Below are 15,408 nucleotides of genomic sequence, written 5' to 3'. Positions count from 1 at the left end.
TGATGAGCACGGCCACCGACCCGCAGGAGCTCGCCCTGCACCCCGCCGACAGCCACGACCTGATCCGCGTGCTCGGCGCACGCGAGAACAACCTCAAGGACGTGCACGTCGAGCTGCCGAAGCGCCGGTTGACCGTGTTCACCGGCGTCTCCGGCTCGGGCAAGAGCTCGCTGGTCTTCGCCACGATCGCCGCCGAGTCGCAGCGGATGATCAACGAGACCTACAGCGCGTTCGTGCAGGGCTTCATGCCGACGATGGCGCGACCCGAGGTCGACGTGCTCGACGGGCTGACCACCGCGATCATCGTCGACCAGGAGCGGCTGGGTGGCAACCCCCGCTCGACGGTCGGCACCGTGACCGACGCCAACGCGATGCTGCGCATCCTCTTCAGCCGGCTCGGGCAGCCGCACATCGGCTCGCCACAGGCCTTCTCCTTCAACGTCGCCTCGATCAGCGGGGCGGGTGCGGTCCAGTTCGAACGCGGCGGGCGGACCATCAAGGAGCGCCGCGACTTCACTGTCGTCGGCGGGCAGTGCCCGCGCTGCGAGGGCACGGGTCGGACCTCCGACTTCGACCTCACCCAGCTCTACGACGACAGCAAGTCGCTCAACGAGGGTGCGCTGCTGATCCCCAACTACACCGGCGACAGCTGGTACGGCACCATCTTCCGCAAGTCGGGCTTCCACGACCCGGACAAGCCGATCCGCAAGTACACCAAGCGCGAGCTGAACGACCTGCTGTACAAGGAGCAGACGAGGATCAAGGTCGAGGGCGTCAACGTCTGGTACGAGGGCCTGATCCCGCGGATCCAGAAGTCGATGCTGGCCAAGGACCGGGACGCGCTGCAGCCGCACATCCGGGCGTTCGTGGACCGGGCGATCGCCTTCGCCACCTGCCCCGAGTGCGATGGCACCCGCCTGTCCGAGACGGCGCGGTCGTCCAGGATCCGCGGAACCAACATCGCCGACGCCTGCGCGATGCAGATCAGCGACCTGGCCGAGTGGGTCCGCGGGCTCGACGAGCCGTCCGTGGCGCCGCTGCTCGCCAAGCTCCTGTACACCCTCGACGCGTTCGTCGAGATCGGGCTGGGCTACCTCTCGCTCGAGCGGCCCTCGGGCACGCTGTCCGGCGGCGAGGCGCAGCGCACGAAGCTGATCCGCCACATCGGCTCCGCGCTCACCGACGTCACCTACGTCTTCGACGAGCCCACCATCGGCCTGCATCCCCATGACGTCCAGCGGATGAACGACCTGCTGCTGCGGCTGCGGGACAAGGGCAACACGGTGCTCGTCGTGGAGCACGAGCCGGAGACGATCGCGATCGCCGACCACGTCGTGGACCTCGGCCCCGGCGCCGGCGCCGCGGGTGGCACGGTGTGCTTCGAGGGGACCGTGGACGGGCTGCGGGGCAGTGGCACCGTCACCGGCCGCCACCTCGGCGACCGGACGGCCCCCAAGGAGACCGTGCGGACGCCCACCGGCCGGCTGGAGATCCGCGGTGCGACCAGGCACAACCTGAAGGACGTCGACGTCGACATCCCGCTGGGAGTGCTCTGCGTCGTCACCGGCGTGGCGGGCTCCGGCAAGAGCTCGCTCGTGCACGGCTCCGTCCCCGCGAGCGAGGGTGTGGTGTCGATCGACCAGAGCGCGATCAAGGGCTCGCGGCGGAGCAACCCGGCGACGTACACCGGGCTGCTCGACCCGATCCGCAAGGCGTTCGCGAAGGCCAACGGCGTCAAGCCGGCGCTCTTCAGCGCCAACTCCGAGGGCGCTTGCCCCGCCTGCAACGGTGCCGGTGTCATCTACACCGAGCTGGGCTTCATGGAGACCGTCTCCACCACCTGCGAGGAGTGCGAGGGGAAGCGGTTCCAGGCCGCGGTGCTGGAGTACCGCCTCGGAGGCCCGGACAACAGCAAGGACATCAGCGAGGTGCTCGCGATGTCGGTGACCGAGGCCCTGGCGTTCTTCGGCGCCGGCGAGGCCCGCACGCCGGCCGCGCACGCCGTCCTCGACCGGCTCTCCGACGTCGGGCTCGGCTACCTCGGCCTGGGCCAGCCGCTCACCACCCTGTCCGGCGGCGAGCGGCAGCGGCTCAAGCTGGCCACCCGGATGGGGGAGAAGGGCGGCGTCTACGTCCTCGACGAGCCGACCACGGGCCTGCACCTCGCCGACGTCGAGCAGCTGCTCGGCCTGCTCGACCGGCTCGTCGACGCCGGCAAGTCGGTCATCGTCGTCGAGCACCACCAGGCGGTCATGGCGCACGCCGACTGGATCATCGACCTCGGCCCGGGCGCCGGGCACGACGGCGGCCGGATCGTCTTCGAGGGCACACCGGCCGACCTCGTCGCCGCCCGGTCGACGCTCACCGGGCAGCACCTGGCGGAGTACGTCGGCCGGTGATACTGCAGATCTTGCCTGTCGTGCTGAGCCGATAATCGACGTTATGACAGTTATCGTGACGGCGGCTCCTCCCTCTCGCTGCCCACCTGGGTCATGACGGCGGGTCCGTACCGGCGTTCCAGGTCGTCGATCAGCACGCGCAGCAGGTCGTCGAACTCGCCGCGCTGCGCCGGGGTCAGACCGGCCACCAGATCCGTGTCGAGATCGGCGATGCGGCCGACGAGCCGGTCGACGAGCTCGTGGCCGGTCGGCAGCAGTCGCACCGTGGCGTAGCGGCTGCCGGGCTCCCGGGTGCGCTCGACGAGGCCGTCGCGCTCGGCGCGGGTGAGGCGCTGCGAGATCGCCCCGGCGGTGACCATCGATCGCCGGGCGATCTCGCCGGGCGCGAGCTCGTACGGGGCTCCGGCCCGCCGCAGGACGGAGAGCAGGTCCAGGGTCGCCTGGTCGGCGCCCGCCTCGGCGAGAACCCGCCGGCGCTGCTCACCGAACAGCTTGGCCAGTCGCCACGTCCGCGACACCAGTGCGATGCCGTCGGTGGGCATGTTCGGCCGCTCACGCGCCCAGGCGGCGGTGATCGCGTCCACCTGGTCAACGGGCTCCCCTGCCATGTGCCGCTCCCCTGTCGAATTTAGTGCTAAACTTTAGGCCTGAATCGAGAAGGGGAGTGTATGCGCATCACCGTCGTCACCGGAGCCGCCACGGGCATCGGTCACGCGATCGCGTCCCGCCTGCACGGCGAGGGCGACCACGTCGTGCTCACCGGACGTCGCCGTGAGCTGCTGGACGAGGCCGCGGCCGCGTTCGGCGAGCGGGCCACCGCCGTCGCCTTCGACGCCACCGATCCGGCCGCTGTCGCCGGGGCCCTCGACCGCATCCCCGAGCGGGTCGACGTGCTCGTCAACAACGCGGGTGGCAACACCGACTTCGACCGCGGGGAACCGGCCGACCTCGCTGCCGTCGCCGCCGCGTGGCGGGCCAACCTCGAGGCCAACCTGCTCTCCGCCGTCCTCGTCACCACCGCGCTGCGCGACCGGCTCCGGCCCGGCGGCGCCGTCGTCAACATCGGCTCGATCGCGGCGGACAAGGGCGCCGGTGCCTACGGGGCCGCGAAGGCAGGGCTCGCGTCGTGGACCGTCGACCTCGCCGCCCAGCTCGGCCCCGGGGACGTCACCGTGAACACCCTGGCCCCGGGCTACGTCGCCGACACCGAGTTCTTCCGCGACCGGCTGACCGACGAGCGGCGTCGCGCGCTCATCGGCGCGGCCGCCACCCGCCGGCCCAGCAGGCCCGACGACATCGCCGCAACCGTGGCCTTCCTCGCCTCTCCCGGCGCTCGGCAGATCACCGGGCAGGTGGTGGCGGTCAACGGCGGCGAGCGCACGACCCGGTGACCCGCCGTTATCCGGTTGACGGTCGTGCCACGGTTGACCTTCGTGACCGATCACGACGTCTCCGCGATCCGCACGCTCGCCGGCCTGGCCACGCCGATGGCCCTGCGCGTGGCGGTGACCCTGGGCCTACCGGACCGGCTGCACGGTGACGGCGCCGCCGTCGCGCAGGTCGCCGCCGAGCTGGACGTGTCGGCGCAGGCGCTCGACCTGCTGCTGGGCCACCTCGCGACCCTCGGGATCGTCGAGCGCGCCCCCGCGGGGTACCGCACCACCGGCTACGGGGCGGCCCTGTGCGTCGACGCCGGCAACGGCCTGACCAACTTCCTGCACCTGGACATGGCCGGCGGGCGCGCCGAGATGGCGTTCGTCGAGCTCCTGCACAGCATCACCACCGGCGCCGCCGCCTACCCGCGCCGCTTCGGCCAGGACTTCTGGGCGGACCTGCGCCGGCACCCGCACCTGCGCGAGTCGTTCGACCAGCAGATGACCGACCGGCTGCGCGAGCAGGTCCCGCAGATCGTCGCCGGCCACGACTGGGGCCGCTACCCCACCGTCGTCGACGTCGGCGGCGGTCGCGGCACCCTCCTCGCCGCGATCCTGGCCGCCTATCCCGGGGTGCGCGGCCACCTGGTCGACCTCGAACCGACCGCGGCGGGTGCGCGCCGCACCTTCGAGGCGCACCGGGTGGCGGACCGGGCCCGCGTGACGGCGGGCAGCTTCTTCGACCCGCTCCCCCACGGGGCGGACGCCTACCTGCTGTGCGACATCCTGCACGACTGGGGCGACGACGATGCCCACCGGATCCTGGGGCGTTGCGTCGAGGCCGTCTCGCCGACGGGCCGCGTCCTGGTCGTCGAACCGGTCGGCGGGCGACGCGCCGCCACCGAGTTCGACCTGGCGATGCTCGCGATCTTCGGCGGCCGGGAGCGCCGGGTCGACGAGTTCCACGCGTTGGCCTCGGTCCACGGTCTGGTCCTCGACGTCGTGACCGACCTGTCCGACCAGCGCTGCCTCCTGGAGTTCCGCCTCGCGGCCGCCGAAAGGTAGGATGTTAGGCTCATTCGGTGGTCGTGACTGCGCTGCGGGCGCTCCGGTGAACGCGCTGGCCGACGTCCTCGCCCGGCCGCGAGCGCGCGCGACCTGGTGGTTCGCCGCCGCCATCGTGCTCGTCGCGGCCAACCTGCGGCCCGCCGTGGTCGGCCTCGCCCCGGTGCTCCCGGAGATCCAGCGCAGCGTCGGGCTCTCGGCCACGGCGTCCGGGGTGCTCACGGCGTTGCCGGTGCTGTGCTTCGGGCTGCTCGCCCCGGCGGCGCCCCGCCTCGCCCGGCGCTTCGGCATCGGGCGCACGCTGCTCGGCGCGCTCGTGCTGATCTGCCTCGGGATCGCGCTCCGGTCGAGCGGCCCGACCGCCACCCTGTTCGCCGGAACGGTACTCGTCGGCTCGGCGATCGCGCTCGGGAACGTCCTGCCCGGGCTGATCAAGCGGGACTTCCCGCACCGCACCGGCTCCATGACGGGCATCTACTCGATGGCGATCTCGGCCGGTGGCGCCCTGGCCGCCGGGACCACGGTGCCGGTGGCCAGGGCGCTGGGCGTGGACTGGCGCGGCGCGCTCGCGCTCTGGGGCGCGTTCGCCCTGGTCGCCCTCCTGTGTTGGCTGCCCCACGTGCGCTGGGTGGACCGCGCCCGCGGCGTGCGCGAGGCGCACGTCCGCCCGCTGTGGCGCAGCCCGCTGGCGTGGCAGGTCACCGCCTTCATGGGCCTGCAGTCGCTCGGCTTCTACGCCACTTCCGCGTGGCTGCCCGCGATCTTCGTCGACCGGGGATTCGACCCGGCCACCGCGGGCTGGCTCCTCGCCTTCGCCAGCGTCACCGGGCTCAGCGGCTCGATGGCCGCGCCGGTGCTGGCCACCCGCCTGCGCCGGCAGCGCGCCGTCGCTGCCGGGCTCACCGCCGTGGCCGCGCTCGGCCTGCTCGGGGTCCTCCTGCTGCCGGGGGCGGAGGTCGTGTCGATGGCGGTGCTCGGCGTCGGGCAGGGTGCCGCGCTCGGGCTCTCGCTGACGCTGATGGTGCTCCGCTCCCCCGACGCCGCGCACGCCGCCCAGCTGTCGGGGATGGCGCAGTGCGTGGGCTACGTCGGTGCGGCCGCAGGCCCGTTCGCGGTCGGGGCGCTGCACGACCTGACGGGCTCCTGGACGGTGCCGATCCTGCTCCTGCTCGGCGTGTTCGTCGTCCAGGCGACGATGGGCGTGCTGGCGGGCCGGGACCGGCTCGTCGCCGCCGACGTGCCGGCATCCACCGGCTGACCCCTCACCCGGAGCCAGTGCACCGCCATCGACGGGAGGCGCGGGTCCGGACAGCGGACCACCCGGACCCGCGCTGCTCGGGCCGTCAGCGAACCATCAGTGCGAAGACCCCCCAGCCGAGGTGTTCACGCTGGTACCGGACATAGCGGGCGGGTTCGGTGCTGAGCTCGGCCCGTACTTCGGCGGCCAGCTCGTCATCGGGATTCCCGTCGAGCCAGCGGCGGAGGTTGAGCCATTGCGCCGCCTGGTAGCGGTCCCAGCTGTCCTGATCGGCCAGCACCATTTCCACGACGTCGTACCCGAGGTCGCCGAACTGCGCGATCAGCTCCGGCAGCACCAGGAAGTCGTCCTCGCTGCGGGCGAGGCAACCCGTGGCGGTGTCCTGGTCCGGCACTTCCTGACGCCAGTACGGTTCGCCGATCAGCATCAGGCCGCCGGGACGGAGACTGCTGGCCAGCAGTTCGACGGTGCCGGCCACCCCGCCTCCGATCCAGGTGGCGCCGACGCACGCGGCGAGGTCGACCGGCTCGTCCGAGCGATGGCCGGAGGCGTCGCCGTGGACGAAGGTGACCTGGTCGGCGACACCGAGTTCGGTGGCGCGGGCGCGGGCCTTCTCGGTGAACACCGTGCTGATGTCGACCCCGGTCCCGGTCACGCCGTGGTCACGGGCCCAGGTGCACAGCATCTCGCCCGATCCGCTGGCGAGGTCGAGCACGCGGGTCCCGGGCGCCAGGCGCAGCGCCTGGCCCAGGGTGGCGAGCTTGCCAGGGGTGAACGGGTTGTGGATTCGGTGGCTACTTTCGCGGATGGTGAAGATGCGTGGAAGATCCACGGGAGCTGTTCCTTACGTGTGATGAGGTCATGGCGTTCGCGGAGGACCGTCGACCGGAGTCGGCAGCCGTTGCTCGGACCGTCATCAATTCACCCCGTGAGAAGACATGGATCGTGAACCCGGACGGCATCAACCTACTCACTGCTGCTCGGGATTTTCCTCGTCACACCACGGCCGACGACCCACCCGAGCCGGCGAGTACGCCATGAGCAGCGGACCGGTGGCGGGACGGGAGCCAGGCGGACAGCAGCTCCGCCTCCGTGTGGACGCCACGCGGAACCCAAACATGGGTTGTTAGGCTCTTTCGATGGGACTCACGGCGGTGCGCGCCGGTCGGCTCAGTGACGAGGTCATGGTCCAGATGGAGGCGTTGATCTCCAGCGGGGAGTGGCCGGTCGGCGCGAAGATCCCGCCCGAACCCGAACTGGTCGCGGCGCTCGGCGTCGGCCGCAACACCGTGCGGGAGGCGGTCCGCGCGCTGGAGCACGCCGGCCTGCTGGAGCCCCGGCGCGGCGACGGCACGTACGTGCGGGCCTCCAGCGACCTCGGCGCCGCCCTCCTGCGCCGTGCACGCCGCACCACGGCCGCGCACGTGCTCGCGGTCCGCGCGAGCCTGGAGCGCGACGCGGCCGCGGCCGCCGCGGTGCACCGCACCCCCGAGGACGTCGTCGCCATCCGGGAGGCGGCAGCGGCGCGGCGCGCGGCATGCGAGGCACCCGACCGCACGCGGTTCGTCGACGCCGACGTGGCCTTCCACCGCGCGGTGGTCGCCGCGACCGGCAACCCGGTGCTGGTCGACCTGTACGCGGGGCTCACCGAGGCGCTGCAGCGCAGCGTCAGCGAGATCGACCAGCAGGACGACGACCCCGCCGCGTTCCCCGGCCACGACGAGCTCGCCGACGCGATCGCCGCGGGCGACGCGGACGCGGCCCGCGCGGCCGCCGACCGCTACCTCGCCGCCGCGCGCACCATCGTGGAGCGCGAGCGGTGAACATCCCCGCCCCTCCCGTGCGCCCGCCGCGGGCGCCGGTCTGGTGGATCGGGATCGCGATCGTGCTGGTCGCGGCGAACATGCGGCCGGCGGTCGTCGGCGTGGCCCCGGTGCTCGCGGAGATCCAGGCGAGCGAGCGGCTCTCCGGCACCACCGCGGGCGTCCTCACGGCGCTGCCGGTGCTCTGCTTCGGGCTGCTCGCCCCCGTGGCGCCGCTGCTGGCCCGGCGGATCGGCATCGAACGCGCGCTGCTGACGGCGCTGGTCGTGCTGTGCGCGGGTTTCGTGGTGCGCTCCAGCGGCCCGCTCGTCGCCCTGTTCGCCGGCACCGTGCTCGTCGGGGCCGCGATCGCAGTGGGCAACGTGCTGCTGCCGAGCCTGATCAAGCGCGACTTCGCGCACCGCACGGGCCTGATGACCGGGCTCTACACGATGGCCATCACCGGTGGGGCCACCCTCGCCGCCGGCATCACGGTGCCCGTGGCGCGGGCCGCCGGCCTCGAGTGGCGCGGCGCCCTCCTGGTGTGGGTGCTGTTCGCCGTGCTCGCGCTGCTGTGCTGGGCACCCCGGGTGGCCAGGGCGACGAGGCCTGCGCGCGGAGGCGGTTCGCGGGTGGGCGGGCTCTGGCGCGACGCTCTCGCGTGGCAGGTCACGGCGTACATGGGCCTGCAGTCGCTGAGCTACTTCGCGGTGATGGCGTGGCTGCCCGCGGTGCTCGTGGACCGCGGCTTCGACCCGATCGCGGCGGGGTGGATGCTCTCGCTCACGAGCGCCGCCGGGGTCGTCGGTGCGACGATCGCGCCGATGCTGGCGACCCGGGGCCGGGATCAGCGGGCCCTGGTGGTCGTCGTCACCGCGATCGCCGGGCTCGGCCTGCTCGGCGTGTTCGCCGTGACCGGGATCGAGGTGCCGGCCGTCGTGCTGCTCGGTGGCGCGCAGAGCGCGGCGCTGGGCCTCTCGCTCACCTTCGTGGCGCTCCGCGCGCCCGACACCGCGCACGCCGCCCAGCTGTCGGGCATGGCCCAGAGCGTCGGCTACGTCGTGGCGGCAACGGGTCCGTTCGCCGTCGGCGCGCTGCGTGACGCCACCGGAGGGTGGACGATGCCGTTCGTGCTGCTGCTCGCGGTGCTGGCGGTGCAGGGGACGTCGGGGGTGCTCGCCGCGCGGGACCGGCTGGTGCGCCGCCGCGGCGTGGTCGCCGCCGCCGCTCCCTGAGCGCCGTTCGCCCGATTCGGGCCCGAATCGGTCTCGGTTTTGTCGGTGCCCGGTTCTACGCTCGCTCCAGCGTGCGCTGGGCACGGCGCCGCGGGCAGCTCCACGAGAGGGGAACCCCCGATGACCGTCACCGCTGACGCCCCGTCCGACACCTGGGAACAGCACCGGGCCGAGCTCACCGGCTACTGCTACCGCATGCTCGGCTCGTCGGCCGACGCCGAGGACGCCGTGCAGGACACGATGGTCCGGGCGTGGCGCTCGTACGACAAGTTCGAGGGGCGCTCCTCGGTCCGGTCCTGGCTGTACAAGATCGCCACCAACGTCTGCCTCACGATGCTGGACAGCCGCAAGCGCCGGGCCACGCCGATGGACTTCGGCACGGCCGGGTCCGCCGACGCGCCGGCGCCGGCGCCACGGCCGGAGGTGTCCTGGTTGGAGCCGATCCCCGACGCCCGGGTCCTGCCCACGGTGGCCGATCCCGCGGAGCTGGCGGTGGCGCGCGAGTCGGTGCGCCTGGCGTTCGTGGCCGCCCTGCAGCACCTGCCGGCCCGCCAGCGCGCGGTGCTGATCCTGCGCGAGGTGCTGCAGTGGAAGGCCTCCGAGGTCGCGGAGCTGCTGGGCACCACGGTCGCGTCGGTCAACAGCGCGCTGCAGCGCGCGCGGGCCACGCTCGCCGAGCAGGAGCAGGTCCAGCCCGCCAACGGCGCGGCGCTGGGCGGCGACCTCGACGCCGACCACCAGGAGCTGCTCACCCGCTACGCGGAGGCGTTCGAGCGCTACGACGTCGGCGCGCTGGTCGCGCTGCTGCACGAGGACGCCATCCTCAACATGCCGCCGTTCGACCTGTGGCTGCAGGGCGTGGAGGACATCCAGAAGTGGTGGGTGGGGCCGGGCGCTCCGTGCAGGGGGTCGAAGCTGCAGCCGCTCACGGCCAACGGGATGCCGGGCTTCGCCCAGTGGCGGCCCAACCCCGAGGGCGACGGCTACCACGCCTGGGCGGTGCAGGTCCTGGCCATCCGCGACGGCCGGATCGCGGGCTACACCTCGTTCCTCGACGTCGAGACGCTGTTCCCGATGTGGGACCTGCCGCTGCGGCTGGACCGGGAGGGCGAGCCGATCCGCGGGTGAGCGCGGCCCGCGCGGCGAGAGGAGCCTGGTCATGGCCGCGGCGTGGGTGCTCGACGACGTCATCCTCGTCGACGGCACGGGCGGTGCCCCGGTTCCGCGATCGCGGGTCGTCGTCGAGGACGGCGTGATCGTCTCGGTGGGGAGCGCGGCCACTCCTCCGGTCGCCGGCGCCGCCGTGGTCGAGGGGCGGGGTCGGTGGGTGCTCCCCGGTCTCTGGGACACGCACATGCACCACCGGTTCAGCGCCGGGGGAATGCTCTGGCCCGAGGAGTTCCGCGAGGAGCAGCTGCTGCTCAACTGGCGTGCCTACCTGGCCGCAGGCGTCACCTCGGTGGTGAGCATCGGCGACGACCCGACCACCACCGTGGCGGCGCGCGCGGCCGAGCAGGACGGCGCCCTCGTCGGACCACGCGTCTTCGCCGCCGGCAGCCTGTTCACCGCTCCCGGTGGTCATCCGGTGGGCACCGTCCTGCGCAACCCGGCCGTGCGCGTCGGCGACCTGGCGATCGAGGTCGGCCACCCCGTCGAGGCACGCCGGCGCCTGCGCCTGCAGTGCGAGCAGCACGGGATCGATCTCGTCAAGGTGGTCTACAGCTCCATCCCGGGGGGTGGGCCGAGGCTGGGGCGTGAGGTGCTGGACGCCCTGGTCGAGGAGGCCCGCCTGCTCGGACGGCGCGTCTTCGCCCACGTCTCCACCTTCGAGGAGGCCGCCGAGTGCGTGCAGGCCGGCGTCGACGGGCTCGAGCACATGGTGGTCAAGCGGGGCACGCCGTTCGATCCCGCCGAGCTGCGGGTGGGCTGACCGCTCCGAAGCGGGACCACACCCCGGGAGACGACCCGCCGAACCGGCCGGGTGTGGTCCCGACGAGCCGGGTGAAGTGCCGGTGCAGGTGCGCCTGGTCGAGGAGGTCGCGCAGCTCGGCGGCGAGCCCGTCGGGTGCGGGCGGGGCGGCGGGCGCGTGCAGGTGGGCGCGGATGCGGTCGCCGATCAGTGCGAGCCTGCTCTCCGCCTCGAGGTCGGCTCCCGCGCCGGCGAGGACCTGGCTGGCCGCCGCCCACGAGCGGGCCGTGCGGCGCGGGCTGCCGGCCGCCGTGTTCACCGAGGAGCTGTTCGGCACGGGGCACGACGAGGCCAGAAGGCGCCACGCTGCACACCTGACGCCTCCTGCGACGTGGTGGCCGGTCACCGGTCGGTTGCGGTCAGCACCCAGTCCAGGGCCTGCGCGCAGGCGGCGAGCACCGTGATGTGCCCGTCGTGCGGGCGGTCCCACCGCTCGGCGCCCGGCACCGCCGCGGCGAGCAGGCCGGCGTGGGCGGGCGGGATCACCCGGTCCTGCCCGCCGTGCACCAGCAGCACGGGCGCGGTCACCGCGGTGAGCTCGCACCCCCACGGGCCGACCAGGGCGACGTCGTCGTCGATCTCCCCGTCGGCGCCTGCGCTCCCGGCCGCGCCGGCGTCCGCACCCATCCCGGCCCACTCCCCGTCGAGCGCGGCGAGGTCGGCCTCGGTGAAGACGGCCGGGTCGAACTCGTCCTGCTCGGCGTGGCGCGCACGCGCTCCCCGCCCGACGAGGGCGGCCCGGAGGGCGCCGTCGGAGATCATGCCGGCGAACCACTCGTCCCGGCCGGAGTACGGCGCGACGGCCGCGAAGCACGCCACGGCCGTCACCCGGGCCGGCGCCACCGCGGCGCAGGCCAGGGCGTGCGAGCCGCCGCTCGACGACCCGAGCACCGCGAACCGATCGAGGCCGAGCGCGTCGGCGGCGTGCGCGACGTCGGCCGCGGCCGAGGCGATGCTCCGCCCTGGTCGCGGGGTGGAGCCGCCGTACCCGGGCCGGGCGCACGAGACCAAGCGCACTCCGCGCGCCGCGGCCAGGCCGAGCAGCGGCTCGTAGAGCGAACCGGTCTGGGGCGTGCCGTGGTGCCAGACGAGGGCCGGTCCGGAACCGCCGGTGTCATGGGCGCGCAGGACGCGCCCGTCCGGCAGCGGCACGTCCCGGGTGATCACCACCGGCCGACCATAGCGGTCACGGGGTGAGAGCCGGGCGGCGTCGCGGCGCAGCCGGTGCCCTCCATCGCGACGAATGGCGGGTACACCCGCAGGAAGACGTGTGACGCGGCGAGGCGTTGCCGGACAACTTGCGCGGTACAACCAAGCGGGTGGCCTAGGGTGGCGTCGTGTCGGCGACGCGCCTGCTCGTGCTCGGGATCGTCCGCGGGTACGGGCGTGCCCACGGCTACCGGATCGGCAACGACCTGCTCTCGTGGGGCGCCGACGAGTGGGCCAACGTCAAGTGGGGCTCGATCTACCACGCGCTGCGCTCCCTCACCGACGGCGGGTTCCTGCTCGATCACAACGACGTCCCCGGCCGCACCGAGTACGAGCTCACCGAGCGCGGTGAGGCCGAGTACCTGAAGCTCCTGCGCGACGCGCTGCGTCGCCCGCAGCCGCGTCCCGACTTCCTGGGCGCGGCGCTCGCGATGCTGCCCTCGCTCCCCCGCGCGGAGGCGGTCGCCCTGCTGCGCAAGCGCCTCGAGGCGTTGGAGGCGGCCAGGGACAAGGCGCACGCGCAGGTCGAGGCGTTGGTCGACCCGCCGCACGTCCAGGAGCTGTTCGGCCTGTGGGAGCACAACGCCGCCGGCAGCGCCGAGTGGACGCGGGGGCTCATCGAGCGGCTCGAGGCCGGCGCCTACCCCATGGCGGGCGATCCGGGGTCCCCGGGCCGGCCGGGGAGCTGGCACGCGCTGAGGTTCCCGCCCTACCCGCCGCGGGACGAGTAACGCTCGCCCGCTCTCCGACGATTCAAGTTTGCATACCCCGCCGGTCGTCGGGCACACTCGCCGACCCAGGGTTCAAACTTGAGTACCGGGAGGAACATGGCCGCCGCGGTGAGCGCCGAGTCGCTCCGCAAGCGCTACCCCGGATCCGCCGAGCTCGCGCTCGACGGGTTCGACCTGTCCGTGCCGCCTGGCACGGTGCACGGCCTGCTCGGTCCCAACGGGGCGGGCAAGACCACCGCCGTCCGCATCCTCGCCACCCTGCTGCGCGCTGACGGCGGGCGCGCAGCCATCGACGGGTTCGACGTCGCCACGCAGGCGGCCGAGGTGCGCCGGCGGATCGGGCTCGTCGGCCAGTACGCCGCGGTCGACGAGATCCTCGACGGCCGCCGCAACCTGGTGATGTTCGGCCGGCTGTTCCACCTGTCGCCGTCCGACGCCCGGCGGCGCGCCGACGAGCTGCTCGCCCAGTTCGACCTCACCGACACCGGCCGGCGGCCGGTCGGGAAGTACTCCGGCGGGATGCGGCGGCGCCTCGACCTGGCGGTGAGCATGATCCTCGCGCCCGCGGTGCTCTTCCTCGACGAGCCGACCACGGGGCTGGACCCGCGCAGCCGTGCGGAGGTCTGGCACGCCGTGCGCACGCTCGTCGCCGGCGGCACCACGGTGCTGCTCACCACCCAGTACCTGGACGAGGCCGACCAGCTCGCCGCCCGGATCTCGGTGCTGGCCGTGCGGAGCCGCGGCGGCGCGCCCGGGCGCGGGGGCGGGCACGTGATCGCCGAGGGCACCCCGGACGAGCTGCGCACCCGCATCGGCGGCGACCGGATCGACCTGGTCGTCCGGCACGCCGCGGACCTGCCGCGGGCCGCCGCGCTCGTGGAGCGGGTGGCCGGCACCGCCGCCGAGGTGGACGCGGCCACCCAACGGGTCGCCGCCCCCGTGCGGCACCGGATGGAGGCGCTCGCCGCGGTGGTGCACGGGCTGCAGCACGACGGCATCGACGCGGAGGACCTCAGCGTGCGCCGCCCCACCCTGGACGAGGTGTTCCTGCAGCTCACGGACGTGGAGGTGCCGGCATGACCGTGCTCCCCGCGCCCGGTTCGCGGATCGGCTGGGCCGTCGCCGACGCCGCCACGCTCACCCGCCGCTACCTGGCGCACCTGCGCCACCAGCCCGTCCAGCTCGCGGAGAGCATCGGGTTCCCGATCCTCATCCTGCTGATCTTCGTGTACCTGCTGGGCGGCATGCTGCGCGTGCCCGGCGGCGACTACCGGCAGCTGCTGCTCCCGGGGATGCTGACCATGACGATGCTGTCCGGGCTCGCCAGCACGATGGTCGCGGTCGTCACCGACGCCCAGCGCGGGATCACCGACCGGTTCCGCTCGATGCCGATGTCGTCGTCCGCCGTGCTGGTCGGGCGGGCCGCGGCCGACCTCGCGATCTCGACGATCGGCCTGGCCGCGCTCGTGCTCGTCGGGCTGGCGGTGGGCTGGCGGATCACCGGTGGCCTCCCCGCGGCGCTCGCCGCCGTCGGGCTGCTCCTGCTGCTGCGGTTCGCGTTGCTGTGGGTGGGCATCTACCTCGGCCTGCTCGCCCGCGGCACCGGCGCCGTCACCGCGGCCCAGGCGCTGGAGTTCCCGGTCGCGTTCCTGTCCGGGGTCTTCCTCGCCCCGGGCGCGATGCCGACGGTCGTCGGCACGATCGCGGAGTGGAACCCGCTCTCGTCCACCGCGGCCGCCGCGCGGGGGCTGTTCGGCAACCCGGGCTGGGGTGGCGACTCCTGGGTGGCGCAGCACCCCGTCCTGATGGCCGTCGTCTGGCCAGTTGTGATCATCGCGGTCTTCGCGCCGCTGTCCGTCCGTCGATTCCAGGAGATGAGCCGATGACCGCGTCCCCGTACACCCCGCCCCGCTGGCTCAAGCCGATGAACAAGGTCTTCCTCGGGCTGCGGCGCCTCGGCATCGGCATGAAGGAGCTGCCGGTGCTCACCGTGCCCGGCCGCAAGAGCGGCAAGCCGCGCAGCACCCCGCTCTCGGTGCTGGAGCACGAGGGGAACCGCTACCTGCTCGAGGGCTTCCCGGGCGCCGACTGGGCCCGCAACGTCCGGGCGGCCGACGGCATCGCGACGCTGGCCACCGGCAGGCGCAGCGAGCGGGTGCGGCTCGTCGAGCTCGACCCGCAGGCCGCGCTGCCGGTGCTGCGGCTGTGGCCGGTCCGCATGACGGACGGCTCGAAGATCATGGCGGACGCCGGGGTCGTCGAGGCGGTCACCCCGGAGGCGTTCGAGGCCGTGGCCGGCCGGTGCGCCGTGTTCCGCGTCGAGCCCGCGTGATTCCGGTCGGGAACCGTCCGCTGCCCCTCGTAGGA

16 protein-coding genes are annotated in these 15,408 nt (G+C 73.7%); 12 read left to right on the top strand and 4 right to left on the bottom strand.

Annotation, left to right across the window (positions count from 1 at the left end; all coding sequences use genetic code 11):
- The first annotated feature begins 2 nt into the window (after positions 1 to 2).
- The gene (locus tag FB558_RS33850) at positions 3 to 2,399 is read left to right on the top strand and encodes an ATP-binding cassette domain-containing protein (protein WP_142060767.1); all 2,397 of its coding nucleotides are present in this window, start codon (positions 3 to 5) and stop codon (positions 2,397 to 2,399) included.
- 50 nt (positions 2,400 to 2,449) lie between these two features.
- On the opposite strand, the gene FB558_RS33845 is transcribed toward FB558_RS33850, so the two are convergent.
- Positions 2,450 to 3,007 carry a MarR family winged helix-turn-helix transcriptional regulator gene (locus FB558_RS33845; RefSeq protein ID WP_142060765.1) on the bottom strand — a complete coding sequence of 186 codons (558 nt, stop codon included), beginning with the start codon at positions 3,005 to 3,007 and terminating at the stop codon, positions 2,450 to 2,452.
- 60 nt (positions 3,008 to 3,067) lie between these two features.
- Between FB558_RS33845 and FB558_RS33840 the strand changes: the two genes are divergently transcribed.
- From FB558_RS33840 to FB558_RS33830, 3 genes are read left to right on the top strand one after another with little or no spacing between them, the layout of a single operon-like run.
- Complete coding sequence (locus FB558_RS33840; protein ID WP_142060763.1) at positions 3,068 to 3,790, top strand: SDR family NAD(P)-dependent oxidoreductase; 723 nt, start codon at positions 3,068 to 3,070, stop codon at positions 3,788 to 3,790.
- A gap of 42 nt (positions 3,791 to 3,832) precedes the next feature.
- Positions 3,833 to 4,837, top strand: coding sequence for an acetylserotonin O-methyltransferase (locus tag FB558_RS33835; protein ID WP_246106958.1), 1,005 nt, complete (start codon positions 3,833 to 3,835; stop codon positions 4,835 to 4,837).
- Between the two features lie 46 nt (positions 4,838 to 4,883).
- On the top strand, positions 4,884 to 6,095 hold the full coding sequence (locus FB558_RS33830; protein WP_170231680.1) for a CynX/NimT family MFS transporter: 1,212 nt from the start codon (positions 4,884 to 4,886) through the stop codon (positions 6,093 to 6,095).
- A gap of 85 nt (positions 6,096 to 6,180) precedes the next feature.
- Here the strand turns inward: FB558_RS33830 and FB558_RS33825 are convergent, their stop codons facing one another.
- Complete coding sequence (locus FB558_RS33825; RefSeq protein ID WP_142060759.1) at positions 6,181 to 6,927, bottom strand: SAM-dependent methyltransferase; 747 nt, start codon at positions 6,925 to 6,927, stop codon at positions 6,181 to 6,183.
- Positions 6,928 to 7,234: 307 nt separating this feature from the next.
- Here FB558_RS33825 and FB558_RS33820 point away from each other — a divergent pair, with 307 nt between their 5' ends.
- The 4 genes from FB558_RS33820 to FB558_RS33805 all read left to right on the top strand — a co-directional run bounded on the left by FB558_RS33820 (position 7,235) and on the right by FB558_RS33805 (position 11,062).
- On the top strand, positions 7,235 to 7,918 hold the full coding sequence (locus tag FB558_RS33820) for a FadR/GntR family transcriptional regulator (protein WP_142060756.1): 684 nt from the start codon (positions 7,235 to 7,237) through the stop codon (positions 7,916 to 7,918).
- Positions 7,915 to 9,132, top strand: coding sequence for a CynX/NimT family MFS transporter (locus FB558_RS33815; RefSeq protein WP_246106957.1), 1,218 nt, complete (start codon positions 7,915 to 7,917; stop codon positions 9,130 to 9,132). The genes FB558_RS33820 and FB558_RS33815 overlap by 4 nt, the downstream gene beginning before the upstream one ends.
- A 120-nt stretch (positions 9,133 to 9,252) precedes the next feature.
- Positions 9,253 to 10,260: a sigma-70 family RNA polymerase sigma factor gene (locus FB558_RS33810; protein ID WP_142060754.1), complete on the top strand. Its 1,008-nt coding sequence runs from the start codon at positions 9,253 to 9,255 to the stop codon at positions 10,258 to 10,260.
- Positions 10,261 to 10,291: 31 nt separating this feature from the next.
- The gene (locus tag FB558_RS33805; RefSeq protein WP_142060752.1) at positions 10,292 to 11,062 is read left to right on the top strand and encodes an amidohydrolase family protein; all 771 of its coding nucleotides are present in this window, start codon (positions 10,292 to 10,294) and stop codon (positions 11,060 to 11,062) included.
- Here FB558_RS33805 and FB558_RS43570 read toward each other — a convergent pair.
- Positions 11,016 to 11,378, bottom strand: a complete 363-nt coding sequence (locus FB558_RS43570; protein WP_170231678.1) for a protease-associated domain-containing protein — start codon at positions 11,376 to 11,378, stop codon at positions 11,016 to 11,018. The genes FB558_RS33805 and FB558_RS43570 overlap by 47 nt on opposite strands.
- A 65-nt stretch (positions 11,379 to 11,443) precedes the next feature.
- Complete coding sequence (locus tag FB558_RS33795; RefSeq protein WP_211367038.1) at positions 11,444 to 12,271, bottom strand: alpha/beta fold hydrolase; 828 nt, start codon at positions 12,269 to 12,271, stop codon at positions 11,444 to 11,446.
- Positions 12,272 to 12,438: 167 nt separating this feature from the next.
- Between FB558_RS33795 and FB558_RS33790 the strand changes: the two genes are divergently transcribed.
- The 4 genes from FB558_RS33790 (at position 12,439) to FB558_RS33775 (ending at position 15,373) form a co-directional block, all read left to right on the top strand.
- Positions 12,439 to 13,041 (top strand): PadR family transcriptional regulator, encoded by a 603-nt coding sequence (locus FB558_RS33790; protein ID WP_142060750.1) that lies wholly within the window; start codon positions 12,439 to 12,441, stop codon positions 13,039 to 13,041.
- Positions 13,042 to 13,137: 96 nt separating this feature from the next.
- Positions 13,138 to 14,121: an ATP-binding cassette domain-containing protein gene (locus FB558_RS33785; protein WP_142061826.1), complete on the top strand. Its 984-nt coding sequence runs from the start codon at positions 13,138 to 13,140 to the stop codon at positions 14,119 to 14,121.
- Positions 14,118 to 14,927 (top strand): ABC transporter permease, encoded by an 810-nt coding sequence (locus FB558_RS33780; RefSeq protein ID WP_142060748.1) that lies wholly within the window; start codon positions 14,118 to 14,120, stop codon positions 14,925 to 14,927. The genes FB558_RS33785 and FB558_RS33780 overlap by 4 nt, the downstream gene beginning before the upstream one ends.
- Entirely contained in the window at positions 14,924 to 15,373 is a 450-nt protein-coding gene (locus tag FB558_RS33775; protein WP_142060746.1) for a nitroreductase/quinone reductase family protein, read from the top strand. The genes FB558_RS33780 and FB558_RS33775 overlap by 4 nt, the downstream gene beginning before the upstream one ends.
- Positions 15,374 to 15,408 lie beyond the last annotated feature (35 nt).

Source organism: Pseudonocardia kunmingensis, from assembly GCF_006716445.1.
GTDB classification, from domain to species: Bacteria; Actinomycetota; Actinomycetes; order Mycobacteriales; family Pseudonocardiaceae; genus Pseudonocardia; species Pseudonocardia kunmingensis.
Note: the sequence above shows the minus strand (reverse complement) of the source record. Positions and strands in the feature narration are given on the sequence as shown.

Bases quoted from the DNA above. Each gene is read 5' to 3' on its own strand.
- FB558_RS33820 (WP_142060756.1), top strand. From the start codon at position 7,235: ATGGGACTCACGGCGGTGCGCGCCGGTCGGCTCAGTGACGAGGTCATG.
- FB558_RS33785 (WP_142061826.1), top strand. From the start codon at position 13,138: ATGGCCGCCGCGGTGAGCGCCGAGTCGCTCCGCAAGCGCTACCCCGGA.
- FB558_RS33805 (WP_142060752.1), top strand. From the start codon at position 10,292: ATGGCCGCGGCGTGGGTGCTCGACGACGTCATCCTCGTCGACGGCACG.
- FB558_RS33850 (WP_142060767.1), top strand. From the start codon at position 3: ATGAGCACGGCCACCGACCCGCAGGAGCTCGCCCTGCACCCCGCCGAC.
- FB558_RS33810 (WP_142060754.1), top strand. From the start codon at position 9,253: ATGACCGTCACCGCTGACGCCCCGTCCGACACCTGGGAACAGCACCGG.
- FB558_RS33775 (WP_142060746.1), top strand. From the start codon at position 14,924: ATGACCGCGTCCCCGTACACCCCGCCCCGCTGGCTCAAGCCGATGAAC.
- FB558_RS33840 (WP_142060763.1), top strand. From the start codon at position 3,068: ATGCGCATCACCGTCGTCACCGGAGCCGCCACGGGCATCGGTCACGCG.
- FB558_RS33845 (WP_142060765.1), bottom strand. From the start codon at position 3,007: ATGGCAGGGGAGCCCGTTGACCAGGTGGACGCGATCACCGCCGCCTGG.
- FB558_RS33780 (WP_142060748.1), top strand. From the start codon at position 14,118: ATGACCGTGCTCCCCGCGCCCGGTTCGCGGATCGGCTGGGCCGTCGCC.